A 20431-nucleotide genomic window follows, 5' to 3' on the forward strand; every position below is an offset into this window, starting at 1 on the left:
CGGTACGATCTATTTGGCGCGCGCAACGGGCTGCCGCTCCGGCGCCCCATGGGGCTCGTTTCCGGCGATTTTGTTCTGGCGCAACTCGGCCAGGCACGGCACGAGCACGCTTTCCAACGCTCCCTGGTCGGGCGCATGCCGGAATTCGAAACACGGCTTGCCCGGTCCCACCAAATCGATCACGTGATCGGCCCCCGAGGCATAAATCACCGCATCGCACTGCGCGATTGTCTCGGAAATGTCCGCCGCTGCCGACCAGGTCACCTTGATGTCGGCAATGTGGGGCGCAAACTCGCGCACGCTGGGCCGCATGATCGCGATATATTCGGGGAAATAGGTGACCGCAGCCACCCGCATGCGCGGATCGAGCCCGGCCAGCGCCTGCCGCGTTTTCTCCGATGGAATGAACCGCAACCCCAGCAGGCGCGCCGCCGGAACCAGCGCACGCACTTCGGCTTCGCGATTAACGAAGGTCAGCACCAGGTCGGCATCGAGCGCAACGCGGCGCGCGTCCTCGGACACTTTGAGCGTATCCAGCGTCAGGATCTGCACCTGGTCGGTGGCGCCCAGCACCGGCTTGATCTGGGCCACATAGTCCCGCCCCGGCTCTTCAAAGATCGCCACGAACACCAGCCGCAACCCTGTCTTGGGCTTACGCAGCTGCGATTGCGCATTGATCATCGACACCAGTGCCATGGGGGAAACGCCAAGCTTTTCGGCCTTGCTGATCAGGATCTCGATATCGGCGCGCAGCGCGCTTACCGGCAGGTCACCGCCCGCACTGGTCTTTTTCGGATCACGAGCAGAAAACGCCCCGAGCCCCTGGCGCATCTCGACAAGCCCTGCGTCGCGGAGCCGCTGATACACCTGGCTCACTGTCATCGGGGCAATGCCCAGTTCCGCAGCGAGCTGGCGCACCGACTGCAGCTTGCTGCCATAGGGGATCCCGCCAAAGGCCAGCGCATAGGTCAAAAGCCCATGCAGCTGCGTGCCGACCGGGACTGGCAGCGACTTGTCTATGCTGGATGCGTCGATACGGAACATGTGTACTATCCAAGCGATACACCCAGACCGTATCAACTCTCTCCCGAAACACAATGGGGCCGCACGTTTTTTATCCACAGCAACTTAATGCCTAGTCGCTAAGCAAAGCTTTGCGCTTGCACCGGCTGATTTTCGGTGTTCTCTAAGCTTCAACGCGCGCCGCCAGTCGGCTGCGTGTTGGACTCCGAACCCGCGGGCGCGAAAAGGGTGTACTAATGGAATATGTCAATCTCGGCCGATCCGGCCTCAAAATCTCTCGTCTGGCCTTGGGCTGCATGACCTTTGGCTCCCCCAGCTGGGCCCCTTGGGTCCTCGACGAGGAGAATTCCCGCCCCATCATCGCCCGTGCACTCGAACTCGGGATCAATTTCTTCGATACCGCCGACATGTATTCCCTGGGCGCCAGCGAGGAAGTGCTGGGCCGCGCCCTCGCCGATCACCCCCGCCACAAGCTGGTGCTCGCGAGCAAGCTCTACAATCCCATGAGCCAGGACCCCAATGACCGGGGCCTGTCGCGCAAGCACATCTTCGAATCGGTGGATGGGAGCCTGCGCCGCCTCGGCACCGATTACATCGACCTCTACCAGTTGCACCGCTTCGACTACGAAACGCCGCTCGAGGAAACGCTCGACGCCCTCAACGATCTCGTCCGCGTCGGCAAGGTGCGCTATCTCGGCGCCTCCTCCATGCATGCCTGGCAGTTCATGAAGGCCCTGGGCCTGCAGCGCCAGCACGGCTGGGCGCAGTTCATCTCCATGCAGCCGCACTACAATCTGATCTATCGCGAGGAAGAGCGCGAAATGCTGCCCCTCTGCCGCTCCGAAGGGGTCGGCGTCATTCCCTGGAGCCCGCTGGCCCGCGGCGTTCTGGCCGGCAAGCGCGGCGAAGACGGCAAGGGCAGCACCCGCGCCCAAACCGACCGCACCGCCACCGCACTCTATGAGGCGACCAAGGCGCAGGACGATCAGGTCGCGGCTGCCGTCAAGGCCGTCGCCGAACGGCACAACTGCCCCATGGCGCAGGTTGCCTATGCCTGGGTGGCGAGCCGCCCCGGCATCACGGCTCCGATCATCGGCGTGTCGCGCCTCACCCAGTTCGACGATGCGGTGGCCGCGCTCAGCCTCAAGCTGACCGACCAGGATATTGCCGAACTCGAAGCGCCCTACCGGCCCAAGCCCGTGGCCGGCCACCAGTAGCGCCATCCTATTTGCCGAGGACTGACCCAATGAAACTTGGACGCGAACTGGCCGAACTGACCGCCGGCCTTGATGCGCTTTACCGCAGCCACAACACCGCTGCTGGCTTTCTGGATCGCGAGGGGCTGATCCCGGTTGCGGTCGCCGATGTGGCGCCCCGCCCCTTGCGCGATTACGCCGAAGCGCGCGCCGCGCTCGAAGCGCTGCAGGCGCGCATTCCCGCCCAGGCAGAAAGCGATCTGCGCCGCGACTACCTGCTGGAAATGATCGATTCGCTCCTCGCCCTGGTGACCACCTTCGAGGGGGCGCCCATTTCCTTTGCGGATCGGGTGCGCCGCCAGATCCGGGTCGAAACCACCAAGGTGCCACCCGCGATCATCGAGGCCTATCGGGACACGATCCGCGACAAGCTGATCGAGATTGGTCAGTGGACCGGCGACATTTCAGCCGATGTGCGTCGCTGGGAAGCCTCGGTTCGCGTCCCGGCCGACCAGGTCATCGACACCATGCGCGAGCTGACCAAGGTGGTGCGCGAGCGGGTCAGCGCCCGCATGTATGATTTCCGCCATGAATGGATCGAGCCCCAGGAGCTGCGCGATGTGCCCTTCTCGGCCTATTGCGACTTTCCCGCGCGCAAGCAGTATCTCAACCTCGACCATCCCTACACGACCTATGCGCTCAAGCACCTGGCCTGCCACGAAGCCTTTCCCGGACATCTCGTGCACCTCGCCCTGCGCCAGCAATATGTGGCCGAAGGCACCATGCCGCTCGATGGAGCGCAGGTCGTTACCAGCTCGGCCAGCAGCGCGCTCTTCGAGGGCATCGCCGACAACGGCCTCTTCTTCATCGATTGGGTGGAAACCCCCGAGGACGAACTGGCCGTCGCCCTCCAGCGCATGCGCGCCGCCCTGCGCTGCAATGCCGCCTGGATGCTGCACAACGACAACATGTCGGCCGATCTGATCGCGCCGATTATGGCCGAACAGAGCTTTGAGGAGCTTCACGCCATCAAGTCCAAATTGCGCTTCCTGCGCCATGGACTGCGCGCACCCTTTGTTTATTCCTATTGGTGCGGCGACATGGCGGTGCACGACCTTTGGAAGACTGTCCCGAAGGAACGCCACGCCGAGTTCTGGGCCTATCTCTACGGCAACATGCATACGCCAACCACACTGGCGCGGTACTGGAAGTCCTGAACCACCCGATCCTGACCACCGGCAAGCCTCCCATTGCCGATGGTCATCACCGCTGCATTTATTCCAACCTGACCGAGGCCGGTCCGGTCTCGGTCACCAGGCGCTCCGCCCCTCCGTGCCCTATTCCGCCTGGTCCTTCACCGCCTCCATCGACACATGCGTGCTGGTATGGGCCACATGGGGCAGGCTGCTGATGCGCTCGCCCAGCACTTCGCGATAATCGGCGATATCCTTGGTGCGCACCTTGAGCAGGTAATCAAAGCTCGAGGCGATCATATGCGCCTGCTCCACTTCGGGAATGGCGCGCACTGCCTTGTTGAAGGCGTTGAGCGCCGCCTTGCGCGTATCACTGAGCTTGACCTCCACAAAAGCCACATGCGGCAAGCCCATCCGGTCCGGATTGATCACCGCGCGATAGCCCAGGATGTACTTGGCATCCTCCAGCCGCTTGATCCGCGCCTGGCACGGCGTCTTGCTCAAATTCACCCGCCGGCTCAACTCGGCCACGCTGATCCGGCCGTTCTGCGCCAGCTCGTGCAGGATGCGACGGTCGATCGGGTCCAATGCGTCGTGATCGGCAAGGTTCACAGGCGTTTCTCCTAGAAGCTGCTCCAACTATATTGCATTAGGCCGGATCCAGCCACCATATCGGGCGAAATGCCTTTAGGCGCAGCATTATCTTCTACCTGCCTTCCGGCCGAGATACTCGACCGGGAAGGGTTGCCCTGGAGCCCCCCAATTGTCTGAAATCGCTGCTGCCCGCCAAACTCTTCACGCCCGTAATCTGGCCGACGAGACTGCTCTCGTTGGGCAGCTGATTGCCGATACCGGCCTGTCCCCTGCCGAGCGCAGCGCGATCTCGGCGCAGGCCGAAAAGCTGGTGACGACCGTGCGCACCGGCAATCGCCTTGGCCTCATGGAATCCTTCCTCGCCGAATATGGTCTCGCCACCGACGAGGGCGTGGCCCTGATGTCGCTGGCCGAAGCGCTGCTGCGCGTCCCCGACGCCGAAACCGTTGATGCCCTCATCCACGACAAGGTAGGCGGCTCCGACTGGGCCAGCCATTTCGGCGGCTCCTCCAACCAGCTCGTCAACTTCTCCTCCTGGGCCCTCAGCCTCACCGCCGATGTGCTGGGCGACCCGGAAGTCGGGCCCAAGAATGCGCTCCATCGTGCCGTCGCGCGCCTGGGCGAACCGGTGATCCGTACTGCCGTCGGCCAGGCCATGCGGCTCCTCGGCTCCCAGTTCGTCTTTGGCCGCACCATCGACGAAGCCATCACCAATGCCCGCAAGCCCGAGGCGCTGGGCTACCGCTATTCCTATGACATGCTGGGCGAAGCCGCCCGCACCTCCGCCGATGCCGAGCGGTATGCGGAAGCGTATAGCCGCGCCATCGCCACCCTCGCCCCCCGCTGCACCGCCCCGTCCGTGCGCGACAATCCCGGCATTTCGGTCAAGCTTTCGGCCCTTCACCCCCGCTACGAGTTCGCGCAGCGCGAGAGGGTGATGAGCGAACTGGTTGCCACGACTCGGCAATTGGCGCTCGCCGCCCGGGCCGCCAATATGGGCTTCAACATCGATGCCGAGGAAGCCGACCGGCTCGATCTGTCGCTCGACATCATCGCCGAAGTGCTCGCCACGCCCGAATTGGCCGGCTGGGACGGCTTTGGCGTCGTGGTCCAGGCCTATGGCAAGCGCGTCCTGCCCCTCATCGATTGGCTCGATGCCACCGCCCGTTCGCTCGATCGCCGCATCATGGTGCGCCTCGTAAAGGGCGCCTATTGGGACGCCGAAATCAAGCGCGCCCAGGTGCTGGGGCTCGATGGCTATCCCGTCTTCACCCGCAAGGCCGCGACCGATGTCAGCTACATCGCCGCCGCCCGCAAGCTCCTTGCGGCCGAGGCGATCTACCCGCAATTTGCCACCCACAACGCCCACACGGCCGCCGCGGTCCTCCATCTCGCCGCACAAGCCGGCAAGCCCAAGGACAGCTTCGAGTTCCAGCGCCTTCATGGCATGGGCGAGCGCCTCCACGAAGTGCTGCGCACCGCCCACGGCACCCGCACCCGCATCTATGCCCCGGTCGGCGCCCACAAGGACCTGCTCGCCTATCTCGTCCGCCGCCTGCTCGAAAACGGCGCCAACGGCTCCTTTGTCTACCAGATCGCCGACGAGAACATCCCGGCCGCTGTGGTCGCCGAGGACCCCATCGCCAAGCTTCTCGCTTTGGGCGACGCCATCCCCAATCCGGCCATCCCCGCCCCGGCCAATATCTTTGCGCCCCGCCGCAACTCGGCCGGGCTCGATCTCACCGACCCCGTCGCCTTCCCGGCCGCCGAGGCCGCGCGCAACGCCTTTGCCACCACCCAATGGCACGCCCACGCCCTGACCGCGCTCGCCAACGATCCCGCCTCGGGCGCGCAGGCGCAAACCCTCACCAACCCCGCCAAGCCAGCCGACATTCTGGGCACCGTGGTCGACGCCCTCCCGCACGAGATCGAAGGCGCTATCGCCGCAGCCACCCACTCCGGCTGGTCCAAGGAGCCCGTCGCCCGCCGCGCCGACCTCTTGCGCGCCGTTGCCGATCTCTACGAAGCCAACCGCGCCGAGTTCTTCGCCCTCCTTACCCGTGAAGCCGGCAAGACCTGGGCCGACGCCGTGGCGGAGGTCCGCGAAGCCGTCGACTTCCTGCGCTACTATGCCCGCGGCGCCGAACGGCAAACCCTTGGCGCGCCGTGCGGCCCCTTCACCGCCATCTCGCCCTGGAACTTCCCCCTCGCCATCTTCACCGGCCAGATCGCGGCCGCGCTGGTGGCCGGCAATCCGGTGCTGGCCAAGCCCGCGCCCCAGACCCCGCTGATCGCCTTCCGCGCGGTCCAGCTGATGCACGAAGCCGGCATTCCCCGCGACGCCATCCAGCTCCTCACCGGCGCCGGTGAAGTCGGCACCGCGCTCACCTCCCACCCCGCCATTGCCGGCGTCGTCTTCACCGGCTCCATCGCCACCGCCCGCCGGATCGATGGGGCCATGGCCGCCAATCTGGCGCCCACCGCACCCCTCATCGCCGAAACCGGCGGCCTTAACGCCATGATCGTCGACTCCACCGCCCTGCCCGAACAGGCCGTGCGCGACATCATCGCGTCCGCCTTCCAGTCCGCCGGCCAGCGCTGCTCGGCCCTGCGCGTGCTTTACGTGCAGGAAGAAGCGGCCGAGCGGACCCTCGAAATGCTCAAGGGCGCCATGGACGAGCTGACTCTCGGCGATCCCTGGCACCTCAGCACCGATATCGGCCCCGTCATCGATGAGGCCGCCCGCAGCAAGATCGAGGCACATATCGAGAGCTTTGCGCGCTCGGGCAATCTCATCCACCGCCTGCCGACCCCAGCGGGCGGCACCTTTGTCGCCCCCGCCGTGCTGCGCGTGTCCGGCATCGAGGCGCTGGCCGAAGAGATCTTTGGCCCCGTGCTCCATGTCGCGACCTTCAAGGCCACTGAGCTCGACGCCGTCATCGCCGCCATCAACCGCTCGGGCTATGGCCTCACCTTTGGCCTCCACACCCGCATTTCCTCGCGGGTGCGTCTCGTGTCCAGCGCCGTCCAGGCCGGCAATATCTATGTCAACCGCAACCAGATCGGCGCCGTAGTCGGCTCGCAGCCCTTTGGCGGCGAGGGCCTTTCGGGCACCGGCCCCAAGGCGGGCGGCCCGCATTATCTGCCCCGCTTCACCATCGGTGCTCCCGAGGGCAAGACCATGCCCCTCCCCCTGCCCGGCCCCACCGGGGAGTCCAACGTCATGCATGTGAGCCCGCGCGGCACCGTGCTCTGCCTTGGCCCCACCCCGGCCGATCAGCAGGCCCAGGCCAATCTGGCCGCCACGCTCGGCAACACCGCCCTTCTGGCCGAACTCGACCTCGACGTGCTCCAGCACGCCCAGACCTTTGATGCGGTGGCTTATTTCGGCGCGGACAGCCAGCTCGGCGCCATCCGCCAGGCCCTGAGCCAGCGCAGCGGCCCCATCCTGCCGCTCGTAACCAGCAAGGACGACGCCCTGCGCCTCGTCGTGGAACGCCATGTCTGCATCGACACCACAGCCGCCGGCGGCAACGCCACCCTGATGGCCCAGGCCGGCTAGCCAAGCCGGCTAACCGCCCCAACAAAAAAAACCCGCTGGCAGCACCAGCGGGCTTTTCTTTAGCCTTATGCGACCGCCGCGGTCGCCACGAACTCGACCTTGTAGCCGGGGTCCGCCAACAGCGCCTGCACGCAGGCCCGCGTCGGCTTCTGCTCGGGGTCGATCCAGCTGTCGTAGACGCTGTTCATCCCAGCGAAGTCACCGATATCGGCCAGATACACCGCCATGGTCAGCAGCTGCGCCTTGCTGCTCCCCGCCTCCGCCAGCAACCGCTCCACTGCCGCCAGCGCCTGCTGCGTTTGCCCCAGGATATCGAGGCTCGTATCCTCGGCCACCTGCCCCGCCAGATACACGACGCCGCCATGCACCACGGCCTGGCTCATGCGCTTGCCCATTTCCATTCGCTTGATCATGCGATCTCCTCGGCGCCCAGGCGCTCCATCACCAATTCCGCCCCCGCCAGATCTTCGAGGGCATGCCCCGCCGATTTGAACAGGGTGATATCCTCCGGCGCCCGCCGCCAGCGCGGCGCTTCGCCCAGCAGTTCGGCCAGCTCGGTTACGTCAGCTGCATCCAGCACACCAGCCGCGAGCGGCTGGGCGATGTCGCCGGTTTCGGTTTTTGTGTGCGGCACGTCGACCACCACCCGCGCCTTGCGCACCAGGGCATCATCGCTTTCGCGCATGTCGCGGCGGAACCCGCCGACGAGGTCGATATGCGTGCCCGGCCGCACCTGGTCGCCCAAAATGATGGGCTCGCGCGCCAGCGTCGCCGCTGAAACGATCTGCGCCTGCCCCACGGCCTCGGCCAGTTCCCCGGCCGCGCTCGCGGCAATCCCGCGCGCATGGAGGCTCGCGGCCAGCGCCTCGGCCTTTTCCACATTGCGCCCCCAGATCAGCACCCGCTTGGGCCGCAACACCGCCCAATAGGCCTCCGCCAGTGCTTCGGCGACGCTCCCCGTCCCCACCACAAGGAGGGTTTCGGGCTCGGGACTAGCCAGCACCGAAGCGGCCAGCACCGATGCTGCGGCCGTGCGCCGCGTGGTCAGCGCGTGCCCGTCGATCGTGCCCAGCGGCTCGCCGCTCGCGGCATCGAGCACCATATAGATCGCCCGCAGCGCCCCGCCCGGCCGGTTGCCCAGCTCGGGCAAGACCGTCACGAGCTTGACCCCGATCAGCTTTCCCGGCCGCACGGCCGGCATCACCAGCAGCGTGCCCGCAGTTTGCCCCGGCGCCGCCTCGATCGGCACGGCCTGCCGGCTCGGCGCCGTGGGTGGCGCTAAAAACGCCTCGCGCAGTTTTGCCACCAGCGATGGATAATCCAGCAACCGCTCGACCGTAGCCGCGTCGATCACCTTGAGTGCGGTTGTCCCCGCCATCAGTAGATGACCTTGTCGGTCGCAGGATCGATCAGGTGCATGCTGTCCATGTCGACGGTGAGGGCAATCGTTTGCTTGGGCGCGGCCTGAAAGGAAGGCGCCACCCGCGCGCAGACATTGTCCGTGCCCACCCGCATATAGAGGAGCGTCTCGGCCCCCAGCGGCTCCACCAGATCCACGGTCCCGCTGAGCGCGGCGGTGTTCGGGCGGTCATGCACATTGCTGAAGGCTTCGGGCCGCAGCCCCAGCACCACGTCGCGCCCGGCAAATGGCGCATAGGCATCCCGTCGCGAAGCGGGCACGGCGAGCCGCTGCTCGCCCGGCAGCTGCACGAACAGCCCGTCGCCCTCGCCCACCAGCCGGCCATTGAGGAAGTTCATTGCCGGCGAGCCGATAAAGCCCGCCACGAACCGGCTCACCGGCTTGTTGTAGAGTTCCTGGGGCGGCCCCGCCTGCTCGATGATGCCATTATTCATCACCACCACCCGGTCGGCCATGGTCATGGCCTCGATCTGGTCATGGGTCACATAAACCGTGGTGGTCGGGATCTGCTGGTGCAGCCGCTTGATCTCGGTACGCATCTGCACGCGCAGCTTGGCGTCGAGGTTGCTCAGCGGCTCGTCGAACAGAAACACTTTGGGGTTGCGCACAATGGCGCGTCCCATGGCCACGCGCTGGCGCTGCCCGCCCGACAGCATGCGCGGCTTGCGTTTGAGCAGTGGCTCGATCTCGAGCACCCGCGCGGCTTCCGCCACTCGCGCCGCCACTTCCGCCTTGGGCATGCGTCGTTGTCGCAAGCCAAAGGCGATGTTGTCGTAAACCGTCATATGCGGATAAAGCGCATAGTTCTGGAACACCATGGCGATGTCGCGTCGCCCCGGCTCGACATCGTTGATGGTCTTGTCGTCGATGCGGATCTCGCCACCCGAAATGGTTTCGAGCCCCGCGATCATGCGCAGTGTCGTGGATTTACCGCAACCCGAGGGTCCCACCAGCGCCACGAACTCGCTGTCGGCGATTTCGAGATCGATGCCCCGGACGGCCTGAAAGGTCTGGTATGACTTGGTCAGGTTGCGGATCGAAAGATGGGCCATGTCGGCTCCTTCCTGTGAGAGCTTAGGCGCGAGCCAGCAGCATGTTGGACGCCAGCCAGAAGGGCGGCAGGCAGAGCGGGGTCGAGGACATCGGCAGGATGGCATCGTGAATGGCGACCCCGAGCTCGTCGCGCATAAAGGCGCGGCGCTGCTCGATGCGCGTATAAACCTGCGGATGGCGCGTCCGGAGCTCTTCGCGCAGCTTGGCATCGGCAAAGGTCACCGCATCTTCGCAGTTGAGCGCCCAGCCATTGGGCATCGGCACCGGGATCACGTCGATCTGGAAGGGCATGCCCGAAGCGATACGGCTTTGCGAGCCCGGCCGCACCGGCGAGTTCAGCCATTCGTCATGGCCCGTCAGGTGCCCGGGATTGAGCGCTGAACCCAGGCCGCCGCGCGCCAGCGCGCCGGTCACCGCATCGTGGATTTCGCCACCGGTGACCCCGAGATCGGCTGTTTCATACCAGGTGATCAGGCCTTCGAAATAGCTCTTGGCAGTGGCGAGGAACGCCTCGTCATGGTCGGTCACGAGCCCGGCGCGCGACGCGAGCCCACCCCAAAAGCTCACCGCGGCCGAAATGCCGTTGCCCTTGCCGATGATGCGCCCGGTTGGGCTCGAGAGACCGATCACCGGCCCCGAAGCATCGCTGGTGGTCAGCATTGGGTGGCAGTTCATCGGCTCGCCGGCATAGCCCATGCGGCTCGCCGCCAGCAATTCGCTGTCCCCGGCCTGGATGCCGGTCACCATGCGCCACACTGCCGCCGAAGCGCGCGCCGCGCCCCATTCATAGGCGGCGATCTGGTCGGCATCCACCACCGAGCGCAGGCCTTCGGTTTCATGCATCAGCACCGGGGTGGCTTCTGCCGGGCTCTGCCCGGTGATGCGCTTGAGCAGGATCGGCAGGTAAGCGGGCACGAACAGGCCCGGCTCCTCGCCGTCCCATTCCGCCCCTTCGAAATACTTCCAGCCGACAACCCCCACGCTGTCACCGCTCTTGATCCCGCATTCGCGCAGCACCGCCTCGACACTCGGACGGCGCGAGCGGTCCTGGGCCAAGAGGCTCATCGACTGGGCCAGCATCACCTGCTTGCCCGGCAGCGGGGAAATGGCGGTATAGCTTTCATCCTCATTGCCCACGACGAAGATGCGCTGCTCCCCCGGGCCGAGGAGCAAGAGGGCCTCCTCGAAGCGCGGATCAAAGCCCGACATGAACATGATGTTGGCGTTGTGCTCGCGGTCGGCATAGATCACGAGCCAATCATGGCCGGCACGCCGATAGGCCTCGTTGCACCGCGCCGCATAGGTCGTGCCCGGAATGGCGGGCTGCTGCAGGGGAACCTCAATGGCCGGCGCGGCAATGGAACGAAGGGCAATGGTCATCAATAAAGGTCCTTTCAGCTCGCCGCAGATTCTGCGGCAGATGGGTCGGCAGCGCTGGGCGCATGCCAGAGCGGCGCCTTGGCGCCCGAAAAATTGGTGCAGCCTTCCAGCGCCAGGGCGACCCCGCCCAGCGGCACATTGTTGGTGCTGAGGCTCGAGAATTCGATCCGGCAATCCTGCAGCGCTGCGGGCAGCGCCAGCTCCTCGACGGCGTGGATCATCGAGTTGCGGATAAAGGGCGCCAGCCGCGCCAGACTCCCCCCGAGGATCACCCGCGGCGGATCGAAGATATTGATGAGGTTGGACACCCCGATCCCGAGATAACTGCCCATTTCAGCCAGCACATGCAGCGCCAGCTCGTTGCCCGCTTCGGCGAGGTTGAGCAGCTCGGCGGTCGAGGACACCTGCACCCCGTCCTGCTGCAGCCGCTGCGCCAGCGCGAAATCCGACACATAGGCCGACAGGCACCCGGTATTGCCGCAGCGGCACAGCCGCCCATTGGGCACGATCTTGGTGTGGCCGAACTCGCCGGCATAGCCGCCATGGCCCCGAAACAGCGCGCCATCGAGAAACAGGCCCGCGCCCACGCCCGAGGAGCTGTCGAGATAGATGAAGGTCTCGTCCTCGGCGGCGCTGCCGAACAGATATTCGGCCATCGCATCGGCATTGCAGTTGTTGTCGATGTAGAGCGACGCCTCGACGGCATTGTCGAGCAGGCTGCGCAATTCGAGGTCGCGCCATCCCAGGTTGGGCGAATGGGCGAGGTGCCCGTCGCGCCCCACCAGGCCCGGCACCGACACCCCCACGGCGCGCACTTCGTTCATGCTGCGACCGATGCTGGCCACCAGCTCGCCAATTCCGGCGCGCAATTCGGCGGCGAGTTCGGAGCGATGCGGCAGCGTGCGCGTCACCTGTCCCAGCGGCGCCCCGTCGAGCCCCGTTACCACATAGCTGATCTCACCGGGCACGGGATGCACCCCGACCAGCAGGCCCCCATTGGCCGAGATCGAAATGCGCTCCCCAGGCCGCCCGCGCCCCTTGCCCGCGACCTTGGTGGCGCGCTCGATCAGACCAATGGCCTCGAAATCCTTGAGGATCGCCGACACTGTCGACTTGTCCGTCTCGGCCTTGTCGGCGATCTCGCGCTGCGAGGCATTGGGATTGAGCCGGATCGCATGGAAGATGCGCGAGGCATGGATCTGGCGAACAACAGATGGATGCATGAGCTAGTCCCTCTCGGGCGGGCGTGGCGAGGCAGCCGGGCAATGGGTCATCATTTCGACGAGCCACCCAACAGGCCCCGCGTGAATGCCTTCTGGAACAGCAGGAACGCAATCATCATGGGAACGATCGAAATGATCGTCGCCGCCATCATCGGGCCGTCATCCACGTCGAGCCCGCCGATCATGGCATAAAGGCTGACCGGCGCCGGGCTGTTCTGCCCGCTGGTGAGGGTCAGCCCGAAGAACAGATCGTTCCAGGCCGACCGGCTCTGCACGATGGCGATCGCCGCCAGCCCCGACACCGATGCCGGCAGCAGGATCTTGAAGAAATACCCCGCCGGCCCGCAGCCATCGAGCTGCGCCGCCTCGAACATCGAGCGGGGCACCGTCGCAAAATAGTTGCGCATGAAAAAGGTCACGAAGGGCAGCCCATAGGCGGTGTGGACCAGCCACATCCCCGGAATGGTGTTGTAGAGCCCGAGCGAACGCATGATCATGAACAGCGGGATCTGCACGGCCTGATAGGGCACGAGCATCCCGGCGAGGATCAGCAGGTAAACGACGCGCCCGCCCGGAATATTGACCTGCGACAGGGGATACGCCGCGAGCGAGCCCACAAACACCGACAGCACGACCGAGGGGATGGTGATCAGGAAACTGTTCCACACCGAGCGCCCGATCCGCTCCCAGCCCTCGGCATAGTTCTGCCAATAGATTTCGCTGGGCAATTGCAGCGAATAGGGGATTTCGGCCGGGCTCTTGAGGCTGGCATTGAACGCCATCAAGAGCGGCGTCAGATAGAGGATCGCCAGCACGACGAGGATGAAATAGCGCAGCCCGGTGGAAAGCGCAGGGCGACGGACGGCAAAGGCGCTCATTCGCGCACCTCCTCGACCTGGGTGGACATGTAATAAACATAGGGCATCACCACGATGGCCGCGAGCACCAGCAGCAGCACCGCGATCGCCGCGCCCTGCCCCATCTGGAAGCGCGAGAACGAGGTCTCGTACATATCGACGGCCAGCACATAGCTCGATTCAAACGGCCCGCCCTGGGTCATCGACCAGACGATATCGAAGACGCGCATGGAATCGACGCCCGCAATCCCCAGCACCACGACGGTCGAGGGCAGCAGCAGCGGCAGCTTGATCTTGGTGAGGATCGTCCAGGGCGACGCCCCATCGATCCGCGCCGCCTCGATATATTCGGTGGGCAGGTTCCGCAGCCCGGCAAAGTAGATGAGGAAGGTGAACCCGCTCCACGCCCAAAGCGAGGCCGCCATGATCGAATAGGTCACGATCTGCGGGTCGCCGAGCCAGTTCTGATTCCACTCCGACAGTCCCAGACTGTTGAGTATGGTCGAGAACAGCCCCGTCGTCGGCCGATACAGCCACCGCCAGGCCGACGCCACCGCCACGGTCGTGATGGTGAAGGGCAAAAAGAAGATGGTCCGGAAAATATAGGCGCCCTTGACGTCGCTATCGAGCAAAAGCGCCAGCCCGAGCCCCACGATCGTGGGCAACACCAGGAAATAGATCAGCCACTGGAAATTGTTGAACAGCGCATGCATGGTACGCGGCTGGTTGAGGATCTGCTGGAAGTTCGCCAGCCCAACCCATTGCCGCTCCACCGACATTCCGTCCCACGAATGCAGCGACAGCCAGATCGTATCGATCACCGGGTAAATGAAGGCGGCGATAAACAACGCGATCGGACCCAGCAAGAACAGCGCATAAACCAGGTTGCGCCTGGCTCTGAAATCAAGTCCGCCCATGACTGGCCCCTTCCTGCATTCCCAACCCGGCGCCCGCGCGCGCCGGACGATCGGCCCCCGCCGCGGCGGGGGCCTTGTGTCATCACCAGGCGTAGAACAGCTTCTGGTCGGCCATGGAGAGGCGCATCTGCTCGAGCATCGCGAGTGAAGTCTCGAGCCCTTCGGGGGTCGGATTGGCCGCGTATTTCTCGATCTCGGTGCCAATCGCCATGCGGTAATCCACCGGCAACAGGATCATGAGGCTCGGCAGTGCCATGGTGGCGAACCGCTCCGCTTCGCGCTTGCCGATCACGTCATAGATGTCGGTGGACACTTCCACATTGGGCGCGAGCGAGCCCTTGGGCTGGTTGAACGCGGTTTGCGCTTCCACCGACACCACCGAGCGCACGAACTGCTTGCCCTGCTCCTGCAGGTCGCCCTTGAGCACCACCACCGTATCGGTCTGGAAGATCGACTGGTCCTCGGTGCCCGGCGCAACAAAGAAGTCGTAATCCTCGCCCGGCGTCCAGCCGCGGCCCTTCATATAGCCAGAAATCCAGTTGCCGGCCTGATACATGCCGATCTCGCCGCGCATCAGCTGGTCCGACGAGTCAGCCCAGGCCGCTGCCGTCCAGTTGGGCGCATAATGCTCGGCATAATTCTCGCGGAAGATCTCGAAGGCTTCGCGCATTTCGGGACCGGTCCAGGACAGCTCCCCGCGGGCAAACTGCCAATAGCCCTCTTCGCCCACAACGCTCAGCAGCGGCGCATAGAAGTTGTAAAAGCTCCAGGGCCAGCCCGCCGAATTGCCCAGGCACGCCACATTGTTGGCCTCGAGCGTTTCGCAGACCGTGTTCCACTCTTCCCAGGTCGTGGGCGGGGTCAGGTTGAGTTTTTCGAACACCGCCTTGTTGTAGAACACGTCATTGACGATGCTCAGCGAAATCGGCAGCGCCGTATGCACGCCACCAAAGGTGATGATGCGGCGCAGCCCTTCGGGGAAAATCTCGTCGCCCCGGATATCCTGCCACACATCCTCGATGTCGAGAATGCGGCCCGAATTGGCCACCTGGGTTAGGTCGTAACCCGAGTTGAATTGGTAGGCCATGGGCGGGGTGCCCCCCATCAGCGACACCTGCACCTGCTGGCGCAAGCCCTGGGTATGGCCCGGGATCACCCGCTCGGTGACCGGGGCGTCCGGGTTCTGCTTGTTGATCTCGGCGATCATGGCTTTGACGCCATCATACTCGCCGCCAACGCCCATATAGTGCCAGAACTCGGGCACCTGCTGGGCCGAAGCGGGCGCGCTGCCGGCCGCGACCGACAGCGCGAGGAGGGATACGGCAAGAAACTTGGATCTGCTGGACATGGGTTAAACCTTTTGCTGGCCGGTCGTGACATCCAAAAACTGCGCACCCCATAATTTGTTGGAGTGTAGGATTATTGATTGACCGGCTAAGCGTGGCTGTCAATCGGGCCTGCTTGCTTTTAGTGCAATTTTTCTGCTGCTACAAAACTAGCCACCGCCAGAGCACCAGAGTCGGTATCGCGTGGAAACCGGCCAAAACGCCCGCTGATCCTGGTAAAAACCAGTAAATCTCGCCTCCATCGCTGGGGTAAATCCGCCCCGCCTGCACCTGAACCCTCGCCTGCCCTGTGGAAAATCCGTGCCGGGAAACCTCAAAGAACGGTTTGACATCTCCCTAAAATAGGTTTGATTATCAAAAGAAATAAACTTGGAGCTGCGGAACGCTGATCCGCAGCAGCGCGGAGAGTACGGCATGGCCTATACCTCGACCCATTGGGGCGTGTACGAGGCAAAGAACACCGGCGGCACGGTGGAACTGACCCCGGCTCCCTGGGACCGCGACCCCTCCCCCCTCAGCCGCTCCCTCACCTCCGGCCGCGATGCGGCCGCCCGCATCCGCCGTCCCGCCATCCGCGCCGGCTTCCTCAAATCGGGCGCCGCTTCGCGCGAGGGCCGCGGGCGCGAGCCCTTTGTGGAAGTGCCCTGGGACGAAGCCTTCGACATCACGGCGCACCACATCGCCCGCGTGCGCGAGCAATATGGCAATGAGAGTTTTTACGGCGGCTCCTATGGCTGGTCGAGCGCCGGCCGCTTCCACCACGCCCAAAGCCAGTTCAACCGCTTCTTTCGCCTCACCGGCGGCTATGTCGACAGCGTCGACAGCTATTCCCTCGCCGCCGCGCGCGTGATCCTGCCCCATGTGGTCGCGCCTTGGGGCGAGCTGTCCCAGGGCCATACCGATTGGAACAATCTGGCCGAGCATACCGAACTCTTCATCGCCTTCGGTGGCCTGCCCGCCAAGAACACCCAGGTCAATCCGGGTGGCGCGAGCGACCATGTGGTGCGCGAAGCGCTGCGCCGCATGGCGGCCGGCAAAACCCAGTTCGTCAATGTCAGCCCCAGCCGCTCCGACCTGACCGATGCCGAGGGCTGCGAATGGCTGCCGATCCGGCCTGGCTCCGACACTGCCCTGATGCTCGCGCTCGCCTATGTGCTGATCGCCGAAGACCTGCACGACCGGGCTTTCATCGAAAGCCACAGCGTCGGCTTCGAGCAGCTGCGCGATTACCTCTTTGGCGCCGCCGACAACCAGCACAAGACCCCCGCCTGGGCCGCCCCGCTCTGCGACATCCCTGCCGACACCATCACCGCGCTCGCCCGCCGCATGGCCAAGGGGCGCACCATGATCAATGTCGCCTGGTCGCTCCAGCGCGCCGAAAATGGTGAATTGCCCTATTGGATGGCCGTCAACCTTGCCGTGCTGCTGGGCCAGATCGGCCTGCCCGGCGGCGGCTTTGGCGTTGGCTATGCCTGCATGCAAAGCGTCGGCTCAGGCCGCTTCCCCTTTTCGGGCCCCCGCCTGCCCCAGGGCACCAACCCGGTCACCACCTTCATCCCCGTGGCCCGCGTCTCCGACATGCTGCTCAATCCCGGTGGGTCCTTCACCTATGATGGCGGCAGCTTCACCTATCCCGATATCAAGCTGGTTTACTGGTGCGGCGGCAACATCTTCCACCACCACCAGGACCTCAACAAGCTGATCGAGGCCTGGCGCCGCCCCGAAGTGACCATCATCAATGAGAGCTTCTGGACACCGCACGCCAAGTTCTCCGATATCGTCTTGCCCGCCACGACGACGCTTGAGCGCAACGATATCGGCAGCGCCTCGCTCGACCGCTTCATGGTCGCCATGAAGCGCGTTGCCGATCCCGTCGGCGAAGCCAGGGACGACTACGATATCTTCAGCGGCATTGCCGAGCGCCTCGGCTTTGCCGAGCAACTGCGCGAAGGCCGCACCGCCGAGCAATGGCTCGAAGTGCTCTACGAGGAATGCCGCCCCCGCGCCGAGGTCTTCGGCATCACCCTGCCGCCCTTCGATCAGTTCTGGGAAGAGGGGCTCTTTGATCTGCCCGCCCCCGAGCAGGATACGATCATGCTCGAAAGCTTCCGCAAGGATCCCGAGGATTTCCCCCTCAACACGCCCTCGGGCCTCATCGAGCTGACCTCGACCAAGATCGCGGGCTTCCACCTGCCCGATTTTCCGGCCACCCCGGAATGGCGTGAACCGCGCGAATGGCTTGGCGCCCCGCGCGCCGAGACCTATCCCCTCCATCTCCTCTCCAACCAGCCCAGCACACGCCTCCATAGCCAGTACGATCATGGCGTCGTCAGCCGCGAATCCAAGATCAACGGCCGCGAACCTCTCACCATGAACCTCGCCGATGCCACCACGCGCGGCCTTGCCCATGGTGATGTGGTGCGCGTCTTCAATGATCGCGGCGCTTTCCTTGCCGGTCTCGTCGTCAGCGACGCCATCCGCCCCGGCGTCGTCCAGATCGCCACCGGCGCCTGGTATGATCCGCTGGTTCCCGGCGAGATCGGCACCCTCGACAAGCATGGCAACCCCAATGCCGTCACCCAGGATATCGGCGCCTCGAGCTTGAGCCAGGGCTGCGCCGCCCAAAGCGCGCTGGTGCAGGTAGAGCGCTTTACGGGCGAGTTGCCGCCCATTACCGCTTTCCAGCCCCCGCAATTCGTCGCCAAGGAGCCTTAGCCCATGCGCTTTTCCGCCTGCCTCGAAATGCTGTTTGTTCCCGAAACCGCCGATTTCACCGCCCGCATCGCCCTGGCCCGGTCAGCCGGCTTTGATCTGGTGGAATTCTGGCGCTGGACCAACAAGGATCTCGATGCGGTGGAAGCGGCGCTGCGCAAGCATGGGGTTGCGCTCTCGGGCATCGTCGCCGAACCCATGATCCCGCTGACCGATCCCACGCGCCACGCCGAGTTTCTCCTCGGGCTCGAGGACAGCATCGCCACCGCCCAGCGCTTGGGCGCGCCGCTTCTCATTGCCCAGGCCGGCAACGAGATCGATAGCCTCACTCGGGCCGAACAGCACGACGCCATCGTCACTGTGCTACGCCGCGCCGCTCCCCTGCTGGAGCGCGCCAACATCATTCTGGCGCTCGAGCCGCTCAACACCTTGGTGGATCACGCCGGCTATTTCCTCCATTCCACGGTTGAAGGGCTCGATATCGTCGATGCCGTTGGCAGCCGCCATGTGCGCCTCCTCTATGACATCTACCATTCGGCCGTGATGGGCGAGAACATCGCCAGTGTGCTCGACGGCCGGCTCGATCGCATCGCTCACGTCCACCTCGCCGACGCCCCCGGCCGCAACGAGCCCGGCAGCGGCGAGATGGATTGGCAGGGCAAGCTCGATTGGCTGGGGCGCGCCGGCTACGATGGCCCCGTCGGCCTCGAGTTCCGCCCTACCGGTCCGACGGTCGACGCGCTCGAACTCGTGCTTTCCCGCTAACCCTCCCTCATCTCGGACCCTTCTTTACCCATGGACTACACCACCCTCCCCCTCGACGCCGGAGCCATCCTTGCAGGCGTGCGCCCATGGGTCGAATGCGAAAGCCCCTCCTGGGATGCCGCCGCCGTCAATCGCATGATGGATCTGGCCGCCACGCACATGCAGAGCATGGGCGCGACCCTCGAGCGCTTCCCCGGCGACAAGGGCTTTGGCGATTGCCTTTATGCTGATTTCAATCCCGAGGACCCGCGCCCGGGCATCCTCCTCCTCGGCCATCTCGATACCGTCCATCCTATCGGCACCCTCGCCGGCCCGCTCAGCTGGCGCCAGGACGGCAACAAGGCCTATGGCCCCGGCCTTTACGACATGAAGAGCGGCAACTATCTCGCCCTCGAAGTGCTGCGCCTGCTGCGCGAAGGCGGCGCCAATTCCCACCTGCCCGTCCGCATGCTCCTCGTGTCGGACGAAGAATCGGGCAGCCCTTTCAGCCGCCCGCTGATCGAGCACATCGCCCGCGACCAGCGCTTTGTGCTCGTTGTTGAAGGCGGTGACACCAGCGGCAACCTCGCCGTCGGCCGCTATCCCGTCGCGCGCTTCCGCATCCGCACCTATGGCAAATCTAGCCATGCCCTGATCGAACCCGGCATCGGCGTTTCTGCCCTCTCTGGCCTCGCCCGCATCGTGCCGCGCGTCGAAGCCCTGGCCCAGCCCGGCCGCTCGCTCACCGTCAACTATATCCAGGCCGGCCAGCACGTCGCCATCATCCCCACCGAAGGCACGATCGGCCTCGTCTCCACCGCCAAGACCCTCGACCTGCTTGAAGACGTCTACCACCAGCTCGTGCGCATCGTTCAAGAAGAGATGGGCGAGCGCGGCGAAGTCATCCGCTTCTCCAACCGCCCGCTCTGGACCCCGACCGCCGCCGACCACGCGCTTTGGCAGCAAGCCCGCACCCTCGCCGACCCGCTCGACCTTCCATTCGGTCACGACATGATGTTCGGCGGCTCGGATGGCAACATCACCGGCGCGCTCGGTGTCCCCACCCTCGATTGTCTCGGACCACTGGGAGCCGATGCGCACCAATTGACCGAGCACATCCTGCTCGATTCCGTTGTCCCGCGCGGCCGCCTGCTCGCCGGCCTGCTGCTCACCCTCCAATAGCAGTCTAGGCCGTTCAGAACCCGTTCATC

At 64.9% G+C, this 20431-nt stretch carries 16 protein-coding genes; 6 read left to right on the forward strand and 10 right to left on the reverse strand.

All coding sequences use genetic code 11. The annotated features are described in order from the left end of the window. Positions 1-9: 9 nt before the first annotated feature. Positions 10-1044 carry a GntR family transcriptional regulator gene (locus ELX51_RS12585; RefSeq protein WP_127753851.1) on the reverse strand — a complete coding sequence of 345 codons (1035 nt, stop codon included), beginning with the start codon at positions 1042-1044 and terminating at the stop codon, positions 10-12. Positions 1045-1259: 215 nt separating this feature from the next. Between ELX51_RS12585 and ELX51_RS12590 the strand changes: the two genes are divergently transcribed. Further along, a complete protein-coding gene (locus ELX51_RS12590) occupies positions 1260-2240 on the forward strand; it encodes an aldo/keto reductase (protein ID WP_127753852.1) in 981 nt (326 codons plus the stop codon). Positions 2241-2269: 29 nt separating this feature from the next. After that, on the forward strand, positions 2270-3436 hold the full coding sequence (locus ELX51_RS12595; RefSeq protein ID WP_127753853.1) for a hypothetical protein: 1167 nt from the start codon (positions 2270-2272) through the stop codon (positions 3434-3436). 120 nt (positions 3437-3556) lie between these two features. Here ELX51_RS12595 and ELX51_RS12600 read toward each other — a convergent pair whose 3' ends face one another. Next, complete coding sequence (locus ELX51_RS12600; protein WP_248305107.1) at positions 3557-4024, reverse strand: Lrp/AsnC ligand binding domain-containing protein; 468 nt, start codon at positions 4022-4024, stop codon at positions 3557-3559. 151 nt (positions 4025-4175) lie between these two features. Here ELX51_RS12600 and putA point away from each other — a divergent pair, with 151 nt between their 5' ends. Beyond that, the gene (gene putA, locus ELX51_RS12605; protein ID WP_127753854.1) at positions 4176-7568 is read left to right on the forward strand and encodes a bifunctional proline dehydrogenase/L-glutamate gamma-semialdehyde dehydrogenase PutA; all 3393 of its coding nucleotides are present in this window, start codon (positions 4176-4178) and stop codon (positions 7566-7568) included. A 65-nt stretch (positions 7569-7633) separates the two neighbouring features. Here putA and ELX51_RS12610 read toward each other — a convergent pair whose 3' ends face one another. The 8 genes from ELX51_RS12610 to ELX51_RS12645 form a co-directional block, all read right to left on the reverse strand. Further along, positions 7634-7981 (reverse strand): RidA family protein, encoded by a 348-nt coding sequence (locus ELX51_RS12610; protein WP_127753855.1) that lies wholly within the window; start codon positions 7979-7981, stop codon positions 7634-7636. After that, a complete protein-coding gene (locus ELX51_RS12615) occupies positions 7978-8946 on the reverse strand; it encodes an ornithine cyclodeaminase family protein (protein WP_127753856.1) in 969 nt (322 codons plus the stop codon). Before ELX51_RS12615 ends, ELX51_RS12610 begins: the two co-directional genes overlap by 4 nt. Further along, positions 8946-10040: a sn-glycerol-3-phosphate ABC transporter ATP-binding protein UgpC gene (gene ugpC / locus ELX51_RS12620; protein ID WP_127753857.1), complete on the reverse strand. Its 1095-nt coding sequence runs from the start codon at positions 10038-10040 to the stop codon at positions 8946-8948. Before ugpC ends, ELX51_RS12615 begins: the two co-directional genes overlap by 1 nt. Positions 10041-10062: 22 nt before the next feature. After that, the gene (locus ELX51_RS12625; RefSeq protein WP_127753858.1) at positions 10063-11421 is read right to left on the reverse strand and encodes a M24 family metallopeptidase; all 1359 of its coding nucleotides are present in this window, start codon (positions 11419-11421) and stop codon (positions 10063-10065) included. A gap of 14 nt (positions 11422-11435) precedes the next feature. Then, positions 11436-12644: an ROK family transcriptional regulator gene (locus ELX51_RS12630; protein ID WP_127753859.1), complete on the reverse strand. Its 1209-nt coding sequence runs from the start codon at positions 12642-12644 to the stop codon at positions 11436-11438. 50 nt (positions 12645-12694) lie between these two features. Beyond that, positions 12695-13522 carry a carbohydrate ABC transporter permease gene (locus ELX51_RS12635; RefSeq protein ID WP_127753860.1) on the reverse strand — a complete coding sequence of 276 codons (828 nt, stop codon included), beginning with the start codon at positions 13520-13522 and terminating at the stop codon, positions 12695-12697. After that, entirely contained in the window at positions 13519-14418 is a 900-nt protein-coding gene (locus ELX51_RS12640; RefSeq protein WP_127753861.1) for a sugar ABC transporter permease, read from the reverse strand. The genes ELX51_RS12635 and ELX51_RS12640 overlap by 4 nt, the downstream gene beginning before the upstream one ends. Before the next feature lie 82 nt (positions 14419-14500). Next, positions 14501-15766 (reverse strand): ABC transporter substrate-binding protein, encoded by a 1266-nt coding sequence (locus ELX51_RS12645; RefSeq protein WP_127753862.1) that lies wholly within the window; start codon positions 15764-15766, stop codon positions 14501-14503. A 367-nt stretch (positions 15767-16133) separates the two neighbouring features. On the opposite strand from ELX51_RS12645, the gene ELX51_RS12650 reads away from it, so the two are divergent. From ELX51_RS12650 to ELX51_RS12660, 3 genes are read left to right on the forward strand one after another with little or no spacing between them, the layout of a single operon-like run. Further along, positions 16134-18479: a molybdopterin-dependent oxidoreductase gene (locus ELX51_RS12650; protein WP_248305108.1), complete on the forward strand. Its 2346-nt coding sequence runs from the start codon at positions 16134-16136 to the stop codon at positions 18477-18479. A 3-nt stretch (positions 18480-18482) separates the two neighbouring features. Next, entirely contained in the window at positions 18483-19241 is a 759-nt protein-coding gene (locus ELX51_RS12655) for a TIM barrel protein (protein ID WP_127753863.1), read from the forward strand. Positions 19242-19271: 30 nt separating this feature from the next. Next, positions 19272-20402: a M20/M25/M40 family metallo-hydrolase gene (locus ELX51_RS12660; protein WP_127753864.1), complete on the forward strand. Its 1131-nt coding sequence runs from the start codon at positions 19272-19274 to the stop codon at positions 20400-20402. Positions 20403-20431 lie beyond the last annotated feature (29 nt).

It is taken from the genome of Devosia sp. 1566 (genome assembly GCF_004005995.1).
In the GTDB taxonomy this organism is placed as follows: Bacteria; Pseudomonadota; Alphaproteobacteria; order Rhizobiales; family Devosiaceae; genus Devosia.